General features: G+C 58.7%; 15 protein-coding genes and 1 tRNA gene. 13 read left to right on the forward strand and 3 right to left on the reverse strand.

Features of this window, described 5'->3' with window-relative positions; all coding sequences use genetic code 11:
- The first annotated feature begins 6 nt into the window (after nt 1-6).
- Genes M2497_RS02315 through pelG form a run of 7 tightly spaced genes read left to right on the forward strand, consistent with a single transcriptional unit; the run spans nt 7 to nt 12,163 of the window.
- Entirely contained in the window at nt 7-2,820 is a 2,814-nt protein-coding gene (locus M2497_RS02315; RefSeq protein ID WP_248485694.1) for a bifunctional glycoside hydrolase 114/ polysaccharide deacetylase family protein, read from the forward strand.
- On the forward strand, nt 2,798-6,397 hold the full coding sequence (locus M2497_RS02320) for a tetratricopeptide repeat protein (protein WP_248485695.1): 3,600 nt from the start codon (nt 2,798-2,800) through the stop codon (nt 6,395-6,397). The genes M2497_RS02315 and M2497_RS02320 overlap by 23 nt, the downstream gene beginning before the upstream one ends.
- 26 nt (nt 6,398-6,423) lie before the next feature.
- Nucleotides 6,424-6,942: a penicillin-binding protein activator LpoB gene (locus M2497_RS02325; protein ID WP_071497022.1), complete on the forward strand. Its 519-nt coding sequence runs from the start codon at nt 6,424-6,426 to the stop codon at nt 6,940-6,942.
- A 5-nt stretch (nt 6,943-6,947) separates the two neighbouring features.
- On the forward strand, nt 6,948-8,315 hold the full coding sequence (locus M2497_RS02330; RefSeq protein ID WP_071497023.1) for a PelD GGDEF domain-containing protein: 1,368 nt from the start codon (nt 6,948-6,950) through the stop codon (nt 8,313-8,315).
- Nucleotides 8,293-9,288: a HEAT repeat domain-containing protein gene (locus M2497_RS02335; protein WP_248485696.1), complete on the forward strand. Its 996-nt coding sequence runs from the start codon at nt 8,293-8,295 to the stop codon at nt 9,286-9,288. Before M2497_RS02330 ends, M2497_RS02335 begins: the two co-directional genes overlap by 23 nt.
- Nucleotides 9,278-10,792 carry a GT4 family glycosyltransferase PelF gene (gene pelF, locus M2497_RS02340; RefSeq protein ID WP_071497025.1) on the forward strand — a complete coding sequence of 505 codons (1,515 nt, stop codon included), beginning with the start codon at nt 9,278-9,280 and terminating at the stop codon, nt 10,790-10,792. Before M2497_RS02335 ends, pelF begins: the two co-directional genes overlap by 11 nt.
- Complete coding sequence (pelG, locus tag M2497_RS02345) at nt 10,793-12,163, forward strand: exopolysaccharide Pel transporter PelG (protein ID WP_248485697.1); 1,371 nt, start codon at nt 10,793-10,795, stop codon at nt 12,161-12,163.
- Between the two features lie 149 nt (nt 12,164-12,312).
- Here the strand turns inward: pelG and M2497_RS02350 are convergent, their stop codons facing one another.
- A complete protein-coding gene (locus tag M2497_RS02350; protein WP_092248453.1) occupies nt 12,313-12,597 on the reverse strand; it encodes a DUF3077 domain-containing protein in 285 nt (94 codons plus the stop codon).
- An 832-nt stretch (nt 12,598-13,429) separates the two neighbouring features.
- Here M2497_RS02350 and M2497_RS02355 point away from each other — a divergent pair.
- The 5 genes from M2497_RS02355 to M2497_RS02375 all read left to right on the forward strand — a co-directional run bounded on the left by M2497_RS02355 (nt 13,430) and on the right by M2497_RS02375 (nt 18,343).
- Nucleotides 13,430-14,149: a hypothetical protein gene (locus tag M2497_RS02355; RefSeq protein WP_248485698.1), complete on the forward strand. Its 720-nt coding sequence runs from the start codon at nt 13,430-13,432 to the stop codon at nt 14,147-14,149.
- Nucleotides 14,150-14,262: 113 nt separating this feature from the next.
- Nucleotides 14,263-15,273 carry a DUF3883 domain-containing protein gene (locus tag M2497_RS02360; RefSeq protein ID WP_248485699.1) on the forward strand — a complete coding sequence of 337 codons (1,011 nt, stop codon included), beginning with the start codon at nt 14,263-14,265 and terminating at the stop codon, nt 15,271-15,273.
- 274 nt (nt 15,274-15,547) lie between these two features.
- Complete coding sequence (locus M2497_RS02365) at nt 15,548-16,189, forward strand: BRCT domain-containing protein (protein ID WP_248485700.1); 642 nt, start codon at nt 15,548-15,550, stop codon at nt 16,187-16,189.
- Nucleotides 16,190-16,420: 231 nt separating this feature from the next.
- Nucleotides 16,421-16,780: an IS66 family insertion sequence element accessory protein TnpB gene (gene tnpB / locus M2497_RS02370; protein WP_248485701.1), complete on the forward strand. Its 360-nt coding sequence runs from the start codon at nt 16,421-16,423 to the stop codon at nt 16,778-16,780.
- A gap of 18 nt (nt 16,781-16,798) precedes the next feature.
- Nucleotides 16,799-18,343: an IS66 family transposase gene (locus M2497_RS02375; protein ID WP_248485702.1), complete on the forward strand. Its 1,545-nt coding sequence runs from the start codon at nt 16,799-16,801 to the stop codon at nt 18,341-18,343.
- A gap of 73 nt (nt 18,344-18,416) precedes the next feature.
- On the opposite strand, the gene M2497_RS02380 is transcribed toward M2497_RS02375, so the two are convergent.
- Nucleotides 18,417-18,492: transfer RNA gene (locus M2497_RS02380), tRNA-Thr, on the reverse strand.
- A gap of 184 nt (nt 18,493-18,676) precedes the next feature.
- Here M2497_RS02380 and M2497_RS02385 point away from each other — a divergent pair.
- Entirely contained in the window at nt 18,677-19,084 is a 408-nt protein-coding gene (locus M2497_RS02385; RefSeq protein ID WP_093513508.1) for a hypothetical protein, read from the forward strand.
- 54 nt (nt 19,085-19,138) lie between these two features.
- Here the strand turns inward: M2497_RS02385 and M2497_RS02390 are convergent, their stop codons facing one another.
- Complete coding sequence (locus M2497_RS02390; protein WP_248485703.1) at nt 19,139-19,363, reverse strand: DUF2790 domain-containing protein; 225 nt, start codon at nt 19,361-19,363, stop codon at nt 19,139-19,141.
- Between the last annotated feature and the right edge of the window lie 540 nt (nt 19,364-19,903).

Consider the following 19,903-nt stretch of genomic DNA (forward strand, 5'->3'; position numbering starts at 1 on the left):
TGAATTATGGAAATCGTTTTCCGCAGGACGCGTATCCGCGCGATCGCTGAGCGGCTGTTGGCTGCTCTTGCCTTATTTGTCGGCGGGCCGAGCGTGCACGCTGCCACCATGGCCCCACCGAACAGCGTGGCTTTCTGGTACGCCGAGCAACCACCGCTGCCGGAACTGGCGCAATTCGACTGGGCCGTGGTCGAACCGGGGCACATGACCCCTGGCGATGTGAAAACCTTGCGGGCGTTGGGCAGCGCGCCGTTTGCCTACCTGTCCATCGGTGAGTTTGACGGCAATAAGGCCGAGGTCGAGAAAGCCGGGTTGAGCAAAGCGGTTTCCCCTGTGCGGAATGACGCCTGGAACAGCCAGGTGATGGATCTCACCTCGACGGTCTGGCGCGAGCATCTGTTCGGACGTGCCAAGGCCCTGGAAGCGCAAGGCTATGCGGGCCTGTTCCTGGACACCCTCGACAGTTTCCAACTGATGCCCGAGGCTTCGCGCGAGAGCCAGCGCGTCGGCCTGGCCAGCTTGCTGCGTGAGCTGCACAAGCGTCAGCCGAACCTCAAGCTGTTCTTCAACCGTGGTTTCGAAGTGTTGCCTGAGCTGGACGGCGTTGCCGCCGCCGTGGCGGTCGAGTCGATCCATGCCGGTTGGGATGCTTCCGCCAAACGCTATCGCCCGGTGTCCGAGTCCGATCGCCAGTGGCTCGAAACCCACCTGCAACCGCTGCGCGCCAAGGGTGTGCCGCTGGTGGCCATCGACTACTTGCCACCCGAGCGTCGTGAGGAGGCGCGCACGCTCGCCAAGCGTCTGCGCGATGAGGGGTTCATTCCCTACATCAGTACCCCGGACCTCAACACCCTGGGCATCAGCAGCATCGAGGTGCAGCCGCGCCGTATCGCGATGATCTACGACCCGCGCGAAGGCGCGCTGGAAGATGCCGCCGGCCATAGCAACCTGGGCGGATTGCTGGAGTACCTCGGTTACCGAGTCGATTACCTGCCTGCCGACAGTGACCTGCCGCTCTACGGTTTCAGTGGCTTGTACGCGGGTGTGGTCACCTGGATGACCAGCGGCCCGCCGCAGGATGCACCGGCGTTCAATCGCTTTATCAACGCCCGTCTCGACGAACAGGTGCCCGTGGTGTTCTTCAGTGGCCTGCCGGTTGAAGACAAGTTGTTGCTCAAGCGCCTGGGCCTCAAGCGGGATGCGCCGCCCGCCACTCAAGTGTTGACCATCACCCACCAGGACAAGGCCCTGCTGGGCGCATTCGAGGCACCGGTGGTGCCGCGCTCCCGTGACCTGGCGGCGGTCTCTGTATTGCCCAACGGCCCAACCCCGGCGTTGTCCTTGAGCGGTGCCAATGGCGCTGTTTTCAACCCGGTGGTGGTCGGTAAATGGGGGGGCCTGGCGCTGGCGCCTTACCTGCTCGAAATCAACAACGAGCGTAGCCGCTGGATTCTTGATCCGTTCGCGTTCCTTCAGGCCAGCCTGCGTCTACCGGCGCAACCTCGGCCGGACACCACCACCGAGAATGGCCGGCGCATTGCGACCGTGCACATCGATGGCGACGGGTTTCCCTCCCGCGCCGAAGTGCGTGGCACGCCCTATGCGGGTCGTCATACGCTGGACGATTACATCAAGCCCAACCCGTTCCTGACCTCGGTGTCGATCATCGAGGGCGAGATCTCGCCGCGCGGCGCGTTCCCGTTCCTGGCCCGCGAGCTGGAGCCGATTGCCCGTGAGATCTTCGCCAACCCTAAAGTCGAAGTGGCCACGCACACCTACAGCCACCCGTTTTTCATGCAGCCGGAGAAAGCCAAGAAGCGCGAGAATTTCAACGCGGAATACGGCTTGAACATGAAAATCGTCGGCTACGACAAAATCGATTTTCGTCGGGAGATTTTTGGCTCGCGCGATTACATCAACCAGAACCTGACGACGCCACAGAAGCCGGTGAAGATGGTGTTCTGGCCAGGCGATGCGCTGCCATCCGCCAGCACCATCAAGCTGGCCTATGACGCGGGCTTGAAAAACGTCAACGGCGCCGAAACCATCATGACCAAGGCCAACCCGTCGCTGACCGGGCTGAACCCGTTGCTGCGGCCGACGCTTGGGGGGTTGCAGTACTACGCGCCGATCATCAACGAAAACCTCTACACCAACCTGTGGAAAGGCCCGTACTACGGCTTCCGTGAGTTGATCGAGACGTTCGAGCTCACCGACAGCCCACGCCGCCTGCGCGGGCTGCACCTCTACTACCACTTCTATTCCAGTACCAAGCAAGCCTCGATCAAGGCCATGCACGAGATCTACGGCTACATGCGCGAGCAACAGCCGATGTCGTTGTGGATGAGCGACTACGTCGACCGTCTGCATGGCTTGTACCAGGCGAGCCTGGCCCGTACGGCCGACGGCGCCTGGCAGATTCGCGGGATGGACGCGCTGCGTACCGTGCGCCTGGATGCACAAATGGGCTGGCCGGACTTGCTCAAATCCCAAGGTGTCGCGGGTGTACGTGACTTGCCGCAAGGGCGCTATGTGGCCCTGAGCAGCGACAAGGCGTTGCTCGCATTGCGTGCGGACAGAGATCCCCGTCCTGCGCTGGAGGAGGCCAACGTGCCGTTGCTCGATTGGCGTTACCTGGACGATCGTCGCGTGAGCTTTTCCTTCGCCGGTCAGTTCGACCTGACCTTCACCGTGCGCTCGGCAACCGCCTGCCGCGTGGAAGTCGATGGGCAACGATTCGCGGGCAAGGCTTCGGCCGGCCTTTGGACTTTTCAACTTCCTATGAAGCAGGTGAGTAATGGTCAACTCCTCTGCAACTAAAAGCAGCCGCCTGCTCAACCCATGGGCACTGGCGGTGGTCGCGGTCGCCGTGGGCGGCCTGCTGTGGGCAACCTTCCAGCGTGAAGAAGTGTTCCAGCCTGACGGGCGCGAACCCGACGCCGTGTCGGCCAACTATGCCGAGCTGTTGCTGACGGCGCACCCGGATGACGACCACCTGCGTTTGCAATTGGTCGACTTGTTGATTCGCCTGGGTGACTACACCAAGGCGCGCCAACACGTGGACGCCTGGCCCAAGCCGCAGCCGGAGATCCAGGCCTACTATCGCCTGGAACTGGACGCGCTGATCGCCGCCAGTGGCAACGACTTGATTGCGCAGCATGCGTTGGTCGAGCGCCTGCAAAGCTTCGATCATCGCAAGCTGCCGGTGGCCCAGCTGCAAAGCCTGGCGAAGCTGGCGCTGACCCTGCAGGCGCCGGCGTTTGCCGCCAGTGTGTTCGAAGAGATCGCAGGGCGTGACCCGGCGCAACGCACCGAGGCGCTCAAATCAGCCGCGCAGTGGTACTTGGCGGGTGAGCAGCCTGCGCGCGCGGCAGACATCTATCTGCAACTCAAGCGTGACGCCCAGCAGCCGGGCGAACGGCGGGAGTACGCGCAACTTGCGTTCAACAGCCTGCTCTCGGCCGGTCGTGACGAGCAGGCCGCGCAAGTGCTGGCTGACGAGTTGCCCCAGCTGACCAACCCGCAGACCGACGTGGCGTGGCTGGAGCAGGGCGTGGATATCGCCGTTGCGACCAAGCAGTTCGACCTGGCCCAGCGCGTGCTCCAGCAGTGGCATGACCTGGAGCCTGACAACCGCAAGATCCTGGTCAAGGAATTCCAGGTGCGCCTGTCCATCAATGATCTGGCGGGTGCGTGGGAAACCGGTCAGGAGTTGGTCATCGATTACCCGGATGACACCGAGTTGCTGGAGCAAATGGCCAAGCTCGGTGAGTGGCGCGGTGATAACGAAGCCGCGCTGGATTACTGGATTCGCTTGCTCAAACTCAAGGAAGACCCGAAAACCCGCGAGCACGCCTGGCGCCTTGCCAGCCTGCAATTCGACTTCGCCCGCTCGGTCCCGTTGCTCGCCGACATCATGCAGCAGCGTGCGCTCACGGACATCGAGCTGGATGCGTTGATCTACGGTCATGAGTCCCGTGGCACACCGGCCGAAGCCGAGGCATGGCTGCGCACCTACCTGCGCAAGTACCCGGCCCATCGCCTGGCCTGGACTCGCTTGCTGCAGAACCTGGAAAACACCGGGCAGTTCGCGGCCAAAGGCAAGCTCTACAAGGACTATGCAAAACGCTACAAGCTGACCACCGCCGAACGGGTCGATTGGGCCAGTACGGAAATGAAGTTGTTTGATGAGCCGGCGGCCTGGGAAGTGGTCAAGTCGGACGACTCATCCATCGATGATCCGGAATATTGGCGCACCCGTGCCGCGCTCGCCTGGGACCTGGAGCGCGACGAGGACTTGCGCGTCTCCCTGGAAAAACTGCTGTCCCTCAACGGCAAGCTGACCAGCGGTGACGAGAGCCAGTTGATCACCCTGTATCGCACCAGCGACCCGCAGCGCGCCTTGAAGTTGATGGTCGACAGCTGGCACCGCGCCCAGGATCCGCAACGGTTGGTCGAGGCGCTGCAACTGGCCCAGGAGCTGCAGGAGTGGGATCAGGTCGTTACCCTGCTGGAAGACGCCAAGCAATACCCGCAGGCCTACGAGCAAGCCCAGGTTCTGGCGGTACGCGGTGCCTTGGCGGTGGAGCAGGGCGATCCCTCCGAGGCCGAGCGCCTCTATCTGCTGGGCTTGTCGCGCTACCCCGATGACAACCTGTTCCGCGAGCGTTTGACCTGGCTGTATGTCGACCAGGCCGACACGGCAAAACTCAAGCCCCTGCTGGCCAAATGGCGTGCCTATGCACGGGCAGACCGCCTGCTCTGGCTGCCGTTCGCCAGTGCCAGCCAGCTGTTGGGGCGCGATGCCGAGGCGTTGGCCTGGTATCGCATGTACCTCAAGCTCAGCCCGAACGACTGGCTGGTGCAGGCTGCGTATGCCGACGCACTGGACACCTCCGGCTACCAGGACGCCGCCCAGCGCCTGCGCTTGAAGTTGCTGCGCAGCCCCGAGGCCGACAACTTGCAACCGTCGTCCCAACGCTATGCGATCTGGCTGCGCTTGATGTCGAGCAGCTACTCGCCGCAGAAGGCCCAGCAAGAACTGCTGAAGTGGAAAGACGGTTCGCCGTCGATGAAACAGCTGTGGTTCGAACGCCTGCTGGCCCGCCTGGATGCGACCAACCAGCAAGCGCAGAAAGACGACTGGCTGGCCTGGGCGCGCACCCAAGGGCTCAAGGTCGACCGTTACGAGCAGATCCAGGAAGCCTTGCGCAGCCGCAATAAAGCCCAGGTCGAAACCCTGTTGGCCAGCAGCGACCTGAACCCGGCGCAGCGCGCACAGGCGCTCAGCCGTTTGGGGCGTACCAACGAGGCACTGGAAACCAGCCTGTCTGCACTGGGCGACGACCAGCCGGATTCGGTGAACGAGCAACTGCGTCGCCAGGCGGTGGAGATCCACGAAGCCACCCCGCAAGGTGCGTTGCTGTCGTATCAGAAGCAGGATTTCGGTGGCTTGTCGTTTGACGCGCCGCGCCTGGAAATCGCCCACAACCTGGGTGACAACTGGTACGCCGATGTCGAGATGGAACACGGCAACTATAAAGGCGACGACGTCATCTCTTCGCGCATCGGCGACGAGAGCAACGCGGCCCTGACCTTGGTGCGCTCGGTAGAAAACGGCAGCTGGAAGCTGTTTGCCGACACCAGCCAACGCAAGGACGACGACCGTAACGGCCTGGGCCTGTCGCGCATGTGGCAGTTGGGCAACAGCCACCAGATCGAGACCGGGCTGGACTGGCATCGCAAGAGCGACGACAGCGGCCTGATGCGGGCTTTCGGCCAGCAGGACCGCGCCTGGGTCGGCGGCCGTCATGGCCTGACCGCGCGGGACCAGTTGAGCTGGGAAGTGGCACAGCGCTCGTTCTCGACCCGTGCCGGCGACTCGTTGGGCAGTGGTCATGCGCTGAAGCTGGAGCTTAACCACACGCTGGAATTTGCCGGGCCTAACTGGACGGTGCGCAGTGGTGTGGATTACCAGAAGAACAACGTGAAGGATCGCAACCTGGATTACCTCTCCAGCGATTTCAAAGGCCCGATACGAGTGCCTGATGTCGCGCCGCCTGAGCCGGGTGACCCGATCGAGTTGCAGACCATCCCGTCGGGCGACCTGCTGCAAAGCCGCTACGGGCAACTTTACGTCGGCACGTCCTGGCGTCGCGGCATCCCCGGTGCGCTGGTGCGCAGCAAGCCGCAATACACCTGGCTGGTGGACATGACGGCGGGCTGGCAGTGGACCGACCAAACCTTCAACTATGGCGTCAACACGGGCATTGGTTTCGAAGTGCTGGGTGACGACGAACTGGCCCTCACCTTCGGCTACCAATCTGCGCCACAAGGCGGGGATGGCAAGTCCGGCGGCACGCTGGGCATGAGCTACGGCGTGCGTTTCGGGCGCTGATTACAGAATCTACGGGAGAAAAACCTATGCAAGCAATTCGTAACCTGAGCCTGGCCCTGACAGTGCTGTTCGTCGCCGGCTGCTCCAGCTTCACCAGTGAAAACAGCCCTAACCTGCCGCGCAACGCGCAGTGGGGGATCGTGCCGATGATCAACTATTCGCAGACCCCGCAAGCCGGTGAACGCAGCGAGCAGATCCTGCTCAGCGTACTCAGCAGCCATGGCCTGCAACCGCGTGTTTACCCGACCAGCACCCAGGGTGAACAGGCGCTGATGGACGACAACGAGCGCCTGAACGGTGCCCTGGAATGGGCACGTGAGCAGAAGCTCGATTACGTCGTCGCCGGCAGCGTCGAAGAGTGGCAGTACAAGAACGGCCTGGATGGCGAGCCGGCGGTGGGCATCAGCCTGCGCGTACTCGACGCCAACAGTGGTCGTGTGCTCTGGAGCAAAAGCGGCGCGCGCGCCGGTTGGTCCCGTGAAAGCCTGGCGGGCAATGCTCAGACGGTAATCGACAAACTGGTTGGCGCCCTTCGATTCGAGTGAACGCAATGAATTCTCCACACATGGATTACAGCCTGGCGCCTCGCGCCAGCGGGCCGGTGTCTTGGCTGGAAACACTCCTGGTAACGGGCTTGGCCATTGGCCTCGGCTTCTGGCTGACCCCCGAAGACCCGTTGCAAATGCACGGTGGTTTCCCCTGGCCAATCCTGGCGCCGCTGCTGTTGGGTGTGCGTTACGGTTTTGTGCGCGGCCTGTTCAGCGCCGTGCTGCTGGTGGCGGCGCTGTTTGCCCTGCGCTACACCGGGCATGCAGGTTATACCCAGCTTGAGCCCTCGTTCATCGTCGGTGTGCTGGTGTGCGGGATGTTGGTAGGCGAGGTTCGCGACCTGTGGGTGCGCCGCCTGGAGCGTCTGCAGATGGCTAACGAATACCGTCAGTACCGCCTCGACGAGTTCACCCGTGCCCATCAGATCCTGCGGGTGTCCCATGACCTGCTGGAGCAACGCGTGGCCGGCAGTGACCAGAGCCTGCGCAGCTCGTTGCTGGGCCTGCGTGAAAAACTGCGCGGCATGCCGGTCGAAGGCGACGCCTTGAGCGAGCTGGCCGAGCCGATCGTGGCGATGCTCGGTCAATACGGCGCATTGCGCGTGGCGGGCTTGTACCGCGTCGACGACAGCGAGAAAAACCTACTGCCTCAGGCCTTGGCAATGATCGGCGTGATGGGGCCGCTGGAAACCGATGACGGTTTGATCCGGCTATGCCTGGAGCGCGGCGAACTGGTGAGCGTACGTCAGGAACTGATCGACGCCGGTAACGCCGCGCAGTTTTCCGCGCTGCAGGCCTGCATCCCGTTGATCGATGCCGAAGGCCGCTTGCTGGCGATCCTGGCGGTTCGGCAAATGCCGTTCTTTGCGTTCCAGGACCGCACCTTGAGCCTGTTGTCGCTGCTGGCCGGCCACATTGCCGACCTGTTGCGCCGCGATCCGCAAGTGCTGAGCCTGCCCGATGCGCACGCCCAGCAATTTTCGTTGCAGCTCAAGCGGTCGCTGGTGGATGTGGAACAGCACACGTTGCCCGCCGGGTTGTTCGCGTTCGAGATGACGCGCGCCAACGAGGAACTGTCGCGCCTGATGGAGCGCAGCCAACGTGGCCTGGACTTGCACCTGGCGGTGCGCAACAACCGCGAACATCGTCTGCTGCTGGTGCTGTTGCCGCTGACCAGCCCGGAAGGTACCGAAGGCTACCTGGCGCGGATCGGCATGTTGTTGCACGAGCACTTTGGTATCGATACCGACCTGGACAGCCTGGGTGTGCGGGTCATGCCTTTCAATCTGGAGCCTGGCTGTGATCGCAACGGGCTGCGTAACTTCCTCTACAACGAGTGTGGCCTGAATGATCAGCAAGTGGCTGTTTAGCGGCGCCGTGCTGCTGGAGGCGGGCAGTTGGGCCAGCCTGTGGCTCGATGCGCCGCAGATGCACCAACTGCTGGTGTTCACCTTCAGCCATGGATTGGCCTGCCTGATGCTCTGCGGCGCCGTATGGCTGCTGTTGCCGGCGCGCTACCGGGCGCCTTTGCCGTGGAGCCCGCTGTTCATTTTCAGCCTGGCGTTCTTTGTGCCGGTGATCGGTACCCTGGGCGTGGTTGCGTCGATCTTCCCGGCGCTGTACCTGCCGCGTAAACGCGACCAGCAGGCGTGGCGATCGGTGGGGATCCCAAGCCTGCCGTTCCGTGCGCAGGCCCAGACACGCACACCGATTTTCGCCGATGGCGGTTTGCAGGACGTGCTGCGCCACGCGCCCGATCCCGATCAGCGTCTGGCCGCTTTGCTGGCGACTCGCCGCATGCCTGGCAAGGACGCGGTACCCATCCTCAAGCTGGCCTTGGGTGACCCCAGTGATGACGTGCGTCTCCTGGCGTACTCGATGCTCGACAAGCAGGAAAGTGACATCAACCTGCACATTCAGATGGCGTTGGAACAGTTGGCCGGCGTCGGCCCCCGAACTGCCGGCCCGGTGCACAGCATGCTGGCGCGATGGTATTGGGAATTGGCCTACCTCGGCCTGGCCCAAGGCAGCGTGCTTGAGCACGTGCTGAACCAGGCCAGCGAACATGCCGAGCAAGGTCTGGCGGCTGGTGAGGGCGGTGAGCTGTTGCTGCTGGCCGGCCGTATTGCCCTGGAGCGCGGTGAAAACGAGCGGGCTGAGACCCTGTTGCACGAGGCTGAGCGAAATGGTCTGGGGCCGGCTCAGTTACTGCCTTTCCATGCCGAGCTGGCGTTTGAAGCGGGTCGCTATCACGAAATCCCCGGGCTGCTCGCCAGCCTGCCGGAAGAAACCCGTCAGCGGCCACCCTTTGCTGAGTTGGTGAGGAGCTGGAATGAATCATAAGGAAACCACCCCGACCGCCGACATCTGCCTGCTGCTGGAAGGCACCTGGCCGTACGTGCGCGGCGGTGTATCGAGCTGGATCCACCAGATGATCCTCGGCCTGCCGGAGCTGACTTTTTCGGTGATGTTCATCGGTGGTCAGCGTTCGGCTTACACCTCGCGGCGTTATGAAGTGCCGGTGAACGTGGTGCACATCGAAGAGGTGTTCCTCGAAGACGCGACGCACCCCGCCGATACCCGTGGCACGCCACGCGATGCCAACCCGCAGCAGTTGGCCGACCTGTATCGCTTTTTGCACCACCCGGACCCGCCCGAGCGGGAACTGGGCGAGCGCCTGCTCAATTGCATCGCCGAGGGCCATATGACCCTGGATGATGTACTGCGCAGCCGTGCCAGTTGGGAAACCCTCAGCGAAGGCTACCGCCAGCATTGCGCCGACCCGTCTTTCGTCAACTATTTCTGGACGCTGCGTTCGCTGCAGTCGCCGTTGCTGATGCTCGCCGAGGCCTCGCGCAAGATGCCGCCGGCGCGGGTGCTGCACTCGATTTCCACCGGTTACGCCGGGCTGCTGGGGTGCATCCTCAAGCACCGCTGGAAATGCACTTACCTGCTGAGCGAACACGGTATCTATACCAAGGAGCGCAAGATCGATCTGGCCCAGGCCACCTGGATTGCCGAAACCTCCGGGCAGGCGCTCAACCGCAGCCTTGACGGGGGCTCGGGGTATATCCGGACCCTGTGGGTGCGCTATTTCGAACGGATCGGCCAACTGGCCTACAACAGCGCCGACAAGATCATTGCCTTGTATGACGGCAACCGTCAGCGTCAGATCAAGGACGGTGCCGATCCGAGCCGCACGGCATTGATCGCCAATGGCATCGACCTGTCGCAATGGTCCCGTGCCATGGAAACCCGGGAGCCGGGCATTGCGCCCGTTGTCGGGTTGATCGGCCGCGTGGTGCCGATCAAGGACGTGAAAACGTTCCTGCGTGCCATGCGCGGCGTGATCAGCGCCATGCCGCACGCCGAAGGCTGGATTGTCGGCCCCGAGGAAGAAGACCCGGAATACGTGAGCGAATGCCGCAGCCTGATGGCGAGCCTGGGGCTCGAAGGCAAAGTGCACTTCCTGGGTTTCCAACGCATCCAGGACATCTTGCCCAAGCTGGGCCTGATGGTGCTGACCTCGATCAGCGAAGCACAACCCTTGGTGATCCTCGAAGCCTGGGCCGCCGGTACGCCGGTCGTCAGCAGCGACGTCGGCTCGTGCCGCGAACTGATCGAAGGCGGCAGTGCCGAAGACCGCGACCTCGGCGTGGCGGGCAAGGTGGTGGCGATTGCCGACCCACAGGCGACGTCCGCCGCCATCCTCGAACTGCTGCGCAGCCCCGAGCGCTGGAAGGCTGCACAGGCCGCCGGCTTGCTGCGGGTCAACCGTTACTACACCGAAGCCTTGATGCTGCAGCGCTACCGCGACCTGTACCAGGCCGCCATGGAGAACAGTTAAATGGCCGGTATTGGCTTCGAACTGCGCAAGATCCTCTCGCGCGACTCATACACCGCCACCTTGCACGCCTATGTGTATGCGGGCCTGATCAGCTCCGGCCCGTGGGTGCTGTCGATCATCAGCGTGATGCTGGTGGGGATCATCAGCCTGGGCCTGCTGTTGCCCAACGCATTGGTGGGGCAGTTTCTGGTCACGGTGACGTACCTGATGGCCAGCTCATTGATCCTGACGGGTGGCCTGCAGTTGTTCTTCACCCGCTTCGTGTCCGACCAGTTGTTCGAGCGCAACTACGATCAGATCCTGCCCAACCTGCTGGGCATTTTGTTGATGGTGACGGTCGGTGCCGGGGTATTGGGGGTGATCGTGCTGGCGCTACTGTTTGATCAACCGCTGATCTACCGCGTGCTGGTGCTGTCGAACTTCGTGGTGCTGTGCAACCTGTGGCTGGTGATCATCTTTCTTTCGGGGATGAAAAAGTACAACCGCATCCTGCTGGTGATGGTGGTGGGTTACTCGCTGATGGTCGCGTGCGCTTACCTGCTGAGCTTCCTGAAAATGCCCGGCCTGTTGCTGGCGCTGTTGATCGGGCACGGCAGCCTGTTGTTCCTGTACCTGTACGACATCCTGCGCGAGTACCGTGCCGAGAAAATGATTGCGTTTGATTTTCTCAATCGTCGCAACGTGTTCCTCAGCCTGCTGGTGACCGGGTTCTTCTACAACTTCGGCATCTGGGTCGACAAAATCCTGTTCTGGTTCAACCCAGGCACTTCCAACGAAGTCATAGGCCCGCTGCGCGCCTCGATCCTGTACGACATGCCGATCTTCATCGCTTACTTGGCGATCATCCCCGGCATGGCCGTTTTCCTGGTGCGTATCGAGACCGACTTTGCCGAGTGGTACGACCGCTTGTTCCGTGCCATCCGCGATGGCGAGACCTTGCAGCACATCGGCTCGCTGAAAACCGAGATGACCCTTTCCATCCGCCAGGGCCTGCTGGAAATCTGCAAAGTCCAAGGCCTGACCGTGGTGCTGCTGTTCCTCTTCGCCCCGCGCCTGCTGGAATGGATCGGCATCTCCAGCTACTACCTGCCACTGTTCTACATCGACTTGATCGGCGTGAGCATCCAGGTGGTCTTCATGGCGTTGCTCAACGTGTTCTTCTACCTCGACAAACGCCGCGTGGTCCTGGAACTGTGCGTACTGTTTGCCCTACTCAACGCAGCCCTGACACTGCTCAGCATGCACCTGGGGCCTAGCTTCTTCGGCTACGGGTTTACGTTGTCATTGCTGGTGTGTGTACTGCTGGGGCTGGCGCGGTTGTCGTCGGCGCTGGAAGATTTGGAGTATGAGACGTTTATGTTGGCGCGGTGATTGGGTTTCAGGTGGTGTGAAAAAGGCACTTGGCGTTCGCGGCAAGTGCCTTTTTTGTTGGGGGCCGGATAGGGCTTTATAGGGAGCGATAACAAACCTCGCCACAAGTTGAACTGCACTATGGCGAGGGCAGGTCTTTTCAGTGAGGACTACTGCGCGCTATTGCCGGGTGACTCCAACACCTTCACCACATCATCAATCACCGCCTTGCTCATCTCCTGCAAGTAATGCGAAGCCCAGGCATAACGGTCCGTCTCCCGCGTCATCGCCGCCTCTTCTGCGAGCAGCTTGGCGACATGGAGCAGGTCGGAAACATGGTGCAAGGCTTCATGCAGGGAAACACCGCTATTGACGCGGAACAGAGGTTGGTCGGAGTGAAAGGAGAAGGGGGTGACGCCGAGGGTGGTTAACGCAGACGGACTTGTAGCGGTCATTGGTAAAACTCCCATATCTGGTGAGAGCTACCACGTTCGTTCTCAGGCGAATGGGTGGCAGCTGTGCGCAGGCTGAGAAACCGGAGATACAGGAACCCGGCAGACCCGAAGGTCTCCCACGCACAGCCGCCATTGCACGAAATGGTGGGCGAAAAAAAACGCCTGCAAATCGGGTTTTGGGGCGCTTGGTGCGCCTGCATCTTGCCGGGTTCTCAGGCCCGATCGCTGAATTGGCAGCGATTGAACGGAGGGTAGCGTGGTGGGACGTGGGGAGCAATCAGGAATATTGATGGGATGATTTTCAGGCCCTCATTAGGGTGTGTAGGTTGCTACTGAAATTATTGTTTTTATGGCTGGGTCATAATTATTGGCAGTTCATAATTTGGAATAAAGGCTGAAAGATGAAGCTTTGAGGCTGAAGTGTTGTTTTTTAAGAGGGTAGCGATTGGTTGAAGCGAGGGGCGGGGTGTGATTCAGCTATGAACACCCCAGAAACAGCAAAGCCCTCACATTTCTGTGAGGGCTTCGTCTTATATGGTGCGGCACCAGGAGTCGAAGATATATAACAGTATGATTTTTAATGTTTTTATTATTTTTTATAGGCCGCTATCCCTAAAAATATCCTTTGGTGCTCGCACGATCCCTTACGCTTTCAGATCCTCCACTCCCAAAAAGCACCGAAATTGCACACCATGCATGCTTCGTGTTTTCGTAGGTGATACCGAGGACGAATGATGGCATTCTGTACATCTCATCAGCGCCAACCCGACATTACCTATAGGGACCTGGATGGAGTTGCAGCAGAATGACCACTGAAAAAAGGATTTTGTGAATGAGCCTTCCTCTTGTAAACACGTTTTCGCCCCCCTACGAAAAATGGGAAACAAGGCATCCCACCGTTGAGGAGATGCTGGCAGCCAGCAGTTTCCATATGCGCGTAAAGGTCAGACTAGAGGTAACAGTTGCGAACGCTTACGACGCGGCTATCTATATGGGCCGCGTCGGAGCCGACAACGGCCTCGGGGACTTCATCAACGCAGCGCTGGATGACAGTCCCGCCCACAAGCAGTGGCGACAAGCTATGCCATCCAAAACTCCTGATGCGCTGGCGCGGTATCAGAAGTCATATCCGAATTGTGACTTTGCCAAGGTATCGGCAGAGATAAATGAAATCGCACAGGTGCTGAGTGAAGGTCAATGCCTTTTTCATGCAGGGCTGTGGCCTGACTGTACCACGTTAGTCACGGATCGTCCTTTATCTACATCATTTTGTCCCCAGGTCGCCCTGCGAAATGCAGACCACCGAAGTAAAGCATACGACGCAGGCCGCATTGATTTGTTCGTGCTAACAGTAACTAGCCCAAAAACGAATGTCTTTGCTTATAAGCGCAACGGTACAAACTTAGGCCATGAAAATGAGGTTCTGTTCGCCGAAGGTGCCAATTTGAAGCTGGTATCGTCCGAAGTTGTTAATACCGATTACCCTGCCGCGAAACCCGGATTTCCTGATAAACGAATTTCGGTTCGCGTAATCACCGTTAACGTCTCATAGTTGAGCTTTTCAGCTGATTTGCACAGCGTAGTGCTGCGCACGAAATAATATGCGCGTGGCATTACTCAGCTTGTTGATCTAACCCGACATACGAAATCAACTAGGGCAGGGCAATGTCTGTGAAAAAAATTTTATGGGTGAAGTTTGGCTGGTCTGATTATTATCGCGGCGGCCCGGTCGACGGTAATTTTGGTTGGCTCAACAAAAACAAGGGCAAAAAAAACGAAGGACGGGGGCACGAGGCACTCAACTTTAACCCTGGGGCTGATGGAACCTACTATTGTTATGTTCCGCCCCAAGCAAGCGAGTATGCACCGTCAAACGATGATCCAAATGGCTGGACAGTGATTTGCCTCGCGAAAAATCCAAAGCACACTGGCGTCCATGTTGTCGGTTGGTACGAAAATGCCACCCTTCATGGTGAATGGCTTGATCCTCCAGAGAGTCTGATCAAAAAGCGAGGGGATGCTGCGCACCCGGCCTATGACTGGTCATACTGCATCTCTAGCAAGACCGCATACTTCGTTCCGCCTGAGTACCGAACTATGCCCTTCTCAGATCCGTCCGTGAGGCAGGGCAAATATTCCTTCCTAGAAGGACCAGGCATAGACACCAATAAGAACAAAACGCGCGTACTGAAACTTCTCAACAGTCGTCTGAAAGCGATGAGCCGATTCGCTATCCAGAACCCTAACGAGGGCTCGTTACCCGATCCCGAACTCGACGCAGCCGATCCTCTAAAAGGATTCGGTACACCGGAGCATCGGAAAAACGTGGAACTGGCAGCAGAATGCGCCGTCATTGAGTATTACAAAGCAAAAGGATATGCCTGCGAACGCGTTACGCATCTACCCTGTGGGTATGACTTTGTTTTTACCAAAGGTAAATCAGTGCGGCACGTCGAGGTCAAAGGTACATCCAGTCCCACTCCTCAATTCTTTATTACTCGGAATGAGTATGGAAAGGGTCTGTTATCCAATCCAGCATGGCGTCTTACTATGGTTACCTCTGCACTGTCCGAAACTCCGAGCATAACTGAATACGATGCTCTCGGGCTGAAGCAAGCGTTTGATCTAGAACCCTATGTATACATCGGAAAATTTATCCCGAAGTCGGAGAGTTAGTTAGCCAGCCTGACTGATATAGCCCATTCGCTATATTATTGAGGAGCCCATAATCGTTTAATGATTTTCTTGACTGAGCACCCCGATACCACGTCAGCATATAAAACTATCCACCCCAATGCCCAGTTAACCCCAACAGGAATGGGAAAGGGGACGGATCTATTATCCAGATTCAAAATGGGATATATGCGCGCAGTGGTACTAGCGTTGAATACAACATTGACTTACTAACGCGTCGATATCAAGCCAGTTCCCACCCCAAGGAAAACCCGTAATGGATCTACACAACGAGTTCGAAAACAGTAAATTCTTCAACCGGGCCCGTATCGATCGTCGCGCCGCCGACGCATTGGTGGGGTTGGCCGCTGGAATTACGGCGGATGGTGTCGTGAACATATCGGAAGCGGTTTTTCTAAAGCAATGGCTGGAAAACAATCTCGCGCATCTGAACGATCCGGTGATCAATCTGCTGTATTCGCGTTTGGCGTACATGCTTCAGGACGATGCGCTAGACGTGGATGAGTCCCAGGAGTTGCTTAACATTCTGCGTGGTTTTTCTGGAGTGGACATTGAGAGAGCGAAGGTCGGCGGCACAGTTGCCGTTACTCCTACGGACCTGCCCTTCAATTCACCAGCCCCTGATTTGGTGTGGGATGGCCGGATGTTTGTATTTACGGGTGTCATGAGCTTTGGGCCGCGCAAGGATTGTCAGGCGCTGGTCGAAGAACGAGGTGGTTTGATTGGGGGCGGTGTGAGCAAGAAGGTGCACTACCTGGTGGTCGGAAGCGTGGGTAATGAGCAGTGGCGCCATAGTACCTATGGGACGAAGATCATGAAGGCAGTGGAGTTGCGGGAGGCAGGAGCTTCGATTGCCATTGTGGGTGAGGATCATTGGCAAAGGATGCTGTTTGGTTGAGGTTGCTGCGTTTTTGGTGTCTTGGGAAACGCAGGCCTTTCTTTGGTGAGTAGATCGTCGCTGGGTTTGATGGCCTCATCGCGAGCAGGCTCGCTCCCAAGGGTTTCAGGGGGGACGTTTCAGAAACAACAAAGCCCCTGCATTTCGTAACCGCTCCATGAACCCCACATTCAAACCCGCCACGTGATCCCGGATGCTGTGCTCCCGATTTCTTTCAGGAGCCCATTCGCCATGATGCGTCCCGACGCCAAAGTCGAAAAAGTGTACCTCTACCCCAAGCCCGTCGACTTCCGAAAATCCATCGGCGGTCTCGCGGCATTGGTCGAACTGGATATAAAAGTGGCGGTCTTCGATCCGGTGCTTTTCGTCTTTCTCAACAAATCCCGAAACCGGGTCAAGATATTGTATTGGGAACGCAACGGCTTCTGTCTTTGGCTCAAGCGCCTGGAATCCGAGCGTTTCAAAACATCCCCCGATGACACGGACGTAGCGATTATCCTCAGCGTCCAGGAGCTGAACTGGCTGCTCGACGGTTTTGACCTCTGGCGCAACCGCCCTCATCAGGTTTTGACGCCGCGCTACGTGGCGTGACCCGGTATAATCCGGGCCATGATTTCTTTGCCCGACGACCTTCCAGATGATCCTGTTTTGCTCAAGCAATTGCTGCTTGAGGCACTCAATCGCCAGGACGAAACAGCTCAGGCTTATCAGACCCACATCGTCGACCTTAAAGAACAGATCAAGCTGTTGCGTGACCGTCTGTTTGGGCGCAAGTCCGAGCAAACCGTTGAGCCCAATACGCCGCAACTGGCTTTGTTCAACGAACCTGAAAGCGAACCCATGTCGTTAGTGGGCGACGCTGATGAAGAGGTCGTTGAGCCGACACCCCGCCGTGGCAAACGTAAGCCATTGTCGGTCGATCTGCCGCGTATCGAAGTGATCCACGAACTACCCGAACACGAACAGACCTGTGCCTGCGGTTGCCGCAAGCATGTGATCAGCGAAGAAACCAGCGAGCAGCTGGATATCGTGCCGATGCAGATCCGGGTCATCAAACATATCCGCAAGGTCTACGGTTGCCGGGGCTGCGAAGCAGCCCCTGTCACGGCTGACAAACCCGCACAACTGATCGAAAAGAGCATGGCCAGCCCAAGCGTATTGGCCATGCTGCTGACCACGAAATATGTCGACGGTTTACCACTGCACCGTTTCGAAAGCGTGCTGAGCCGACACGGCATCGAAATTCCTCGGCAAACGCTGGCCCGCTGGGTGATCCAGTGCAGCGAGCACTTCCAGTCACTGCTTAATTTGATGCGCGACCGATTACTGGAAAGCCCGGTGATCCACTGTGATGAAACCCGCGTCCAGGTGTTGAAAGAACCGGATCGAGACCCGACCAGCCAATCTTGGATGTGGGTGCAAGCCAGCGGCCCGCCTGATCGTAAAGTCGTACTGTTCGACTACACCTCCAGCCGTGCGCAGGACGTGCCGCTGCGCCTGCTGGAAAGTTATCGTGGTTATGTCATGACCGATGATTACGCCGGCTATAACGCCTTGGCCTTGCAACCGGGCGTGGAACGGCTGGCCTGCATGGCTCATGCGCGACGCAAGTTCGTGGATGCGCAAAAAGTGCAGCCCAAGGGTAAAACCGGACGGGCCGATATCGCGCTGGCAATGGTCAACAAGCTGTACGGGATCGAGCGTGAACTCAAAGACGCGAGTGATGAGCAGCGGTTTATCGGTCGCCAGGAAAAGAGCCTGCCGATTCTGGGCCAGTTAAAAGCCTGGCTGGATAAAACCCAGCCGCAGGTGATGGCACAAAGTGCATTAGGCAAAGCGGTGCATTACCTGGCGAATAACTGGAGCCGACTGGAACGCTATGTCGAAGCGGGTTATCTGCCCATCGACAACAACGCGGCCGAAAGAGCGATCAAGCCGTTTGTCATCGGGCGCAAGGCCTGGCTGTTCAGCGATACCGTCAACGGCGCCACTGCCAGCGCAAAGATCTATAGTCTGGTCGAGACCGCCAAGGTCAACGGCCAGGAGCCCTATACGTGGCTGCGCCACGTACTGGAGAGGCTGCCGCATGCCTCGGCAGTAGAGGACTACGAAGCACTGCTGCCATGGAACTGCTCGCCAGAGATGCCACGGTAAACCGTTAACCTGCTGTTGGGCAGGTGGGGTTTATGGATCGCATACTGCATTTCTGCAGGGGCTTCGTTTTGTATGGTGCCGGCACCAGGAGTCGAACCCGGGACCTACTGATTACAAGTCAGTTGCTCTACCAACTGAGCTATACCGGCGTGTTAGGGCGACGATTATAGCGATTGGCAAGGTTCTGTAAACCCCTGAATTCTGACTATTTTTGCAGAACCCACGCTTTTTCCACGCACGCCCCTTTTTCTAGCTGGCGAGTGTAGGATTTCTCCCTTGCCGCCGAAGGGTCTACCCCGGCAAAAATCCTCTCCAAACCCAAGGAAGCCCCACGTGAAACGGACTCTCTCGCTGTCCCTCATCCTCCTCACTGTCGCGCTCGCTGCGTGTTCGTCCAACAAACCCGCCAACGACCCGGCGCTGGTGGGCACCTGGAAAGGCCTGCGCACCGAGACCGGTAAGTGCCAGTTCCTGTCGTGGACCAATACCCTCAAGCCCGACGGTCGTTTTGTGATTACCTTCTACCGCGATGCGCAGCAGACCAAGGTGATCCAGACCGAGCAGGGTTCGTGGTCGGCGGCCAATGGCAGGAATGAGTTGCGTACCGACGGTGTGCGTTCGCCGGATGTGTACACCTATAAGCTGCTGGACGCAGACACGGTGCATTACGTGAGTGTGGCGTCGGACCCGACCAGCGATTGCCAGGATGACTACGCGTTCACCGAGCGTCGTGTGCGCTAAGCCTTCAGAAAACGCTCCGAAACCGGGCACTCAGGTGCCCGGTTCGCGCAAGTCTCAACTGCCTTCTGCGCAGTTATCTGCAAACTTCTTGTAGTCCAATACCTGTTGCTGCCCGTGGGAATCCAGGTAGGTCATGTGTGCATTCACGATCCCACACGCTCCGTTTTTGTCTTCGACAGTGGTCAGCACGCGCTGGACATCCAGCTTGGGCTGTACGTCGGCGTGGGCGTTGACGGCAAAAGCCAGCAGGCTGACGGCGATCAAGGTGTTCCAGTTCATGGTGGGTATCCTCCGGGTTCAACAAGTGGGTGTGAGCTTATTGAGCGCCCTGGAGGTATCTGCACTGTGTCATGCGGCGCGGGTTTTGCTTCGTTGTGTAGCGAGACCGTGACTGCACACACAGCGATACATCGGCCGTAGCCGTGTGGGTCATTTGGATCGACCGCTCAGCCGGTTTTCCCTTGAATACAGGTGCGGTTTCCGTATTCTGTGCCGCGATATAAACCGTCAGTTTAATCGCGGTTTCGTGTAGGCAAATTTTCGAGACAATGTAGGGCAACTGAATATCTGTTGATGCATATGTCAGTTTTGTGTCGTTTTTGTCCAGTCGGCCAAGATTTTTTGTGAAATAACGATGCAAGTACATGTTCTTAAAACGAATGGGTTTTTCTTCATAAAATCGTCGTAAAAATGGCGCCAGGCCGTTCGTCGGATTAAATTGAACTTAAAACATCAAAATACTGACACCATCATTGTGATATCACAGAATGCGCCCGACACCACATAACTAGAAAAAACCAGGTCAGCTCCTTGCTGGCC

Source organism: Pseudomonas sp. CYM-20-01, from assembly GCF_023169845.1.
Lineage (GTDB): Bacteria > Pseudomonadota > Gammaproteobacteria > Pseudomonadales > Pseudomonadaceae > Aquipseudomonas > Aquipseudomonas azotoformans.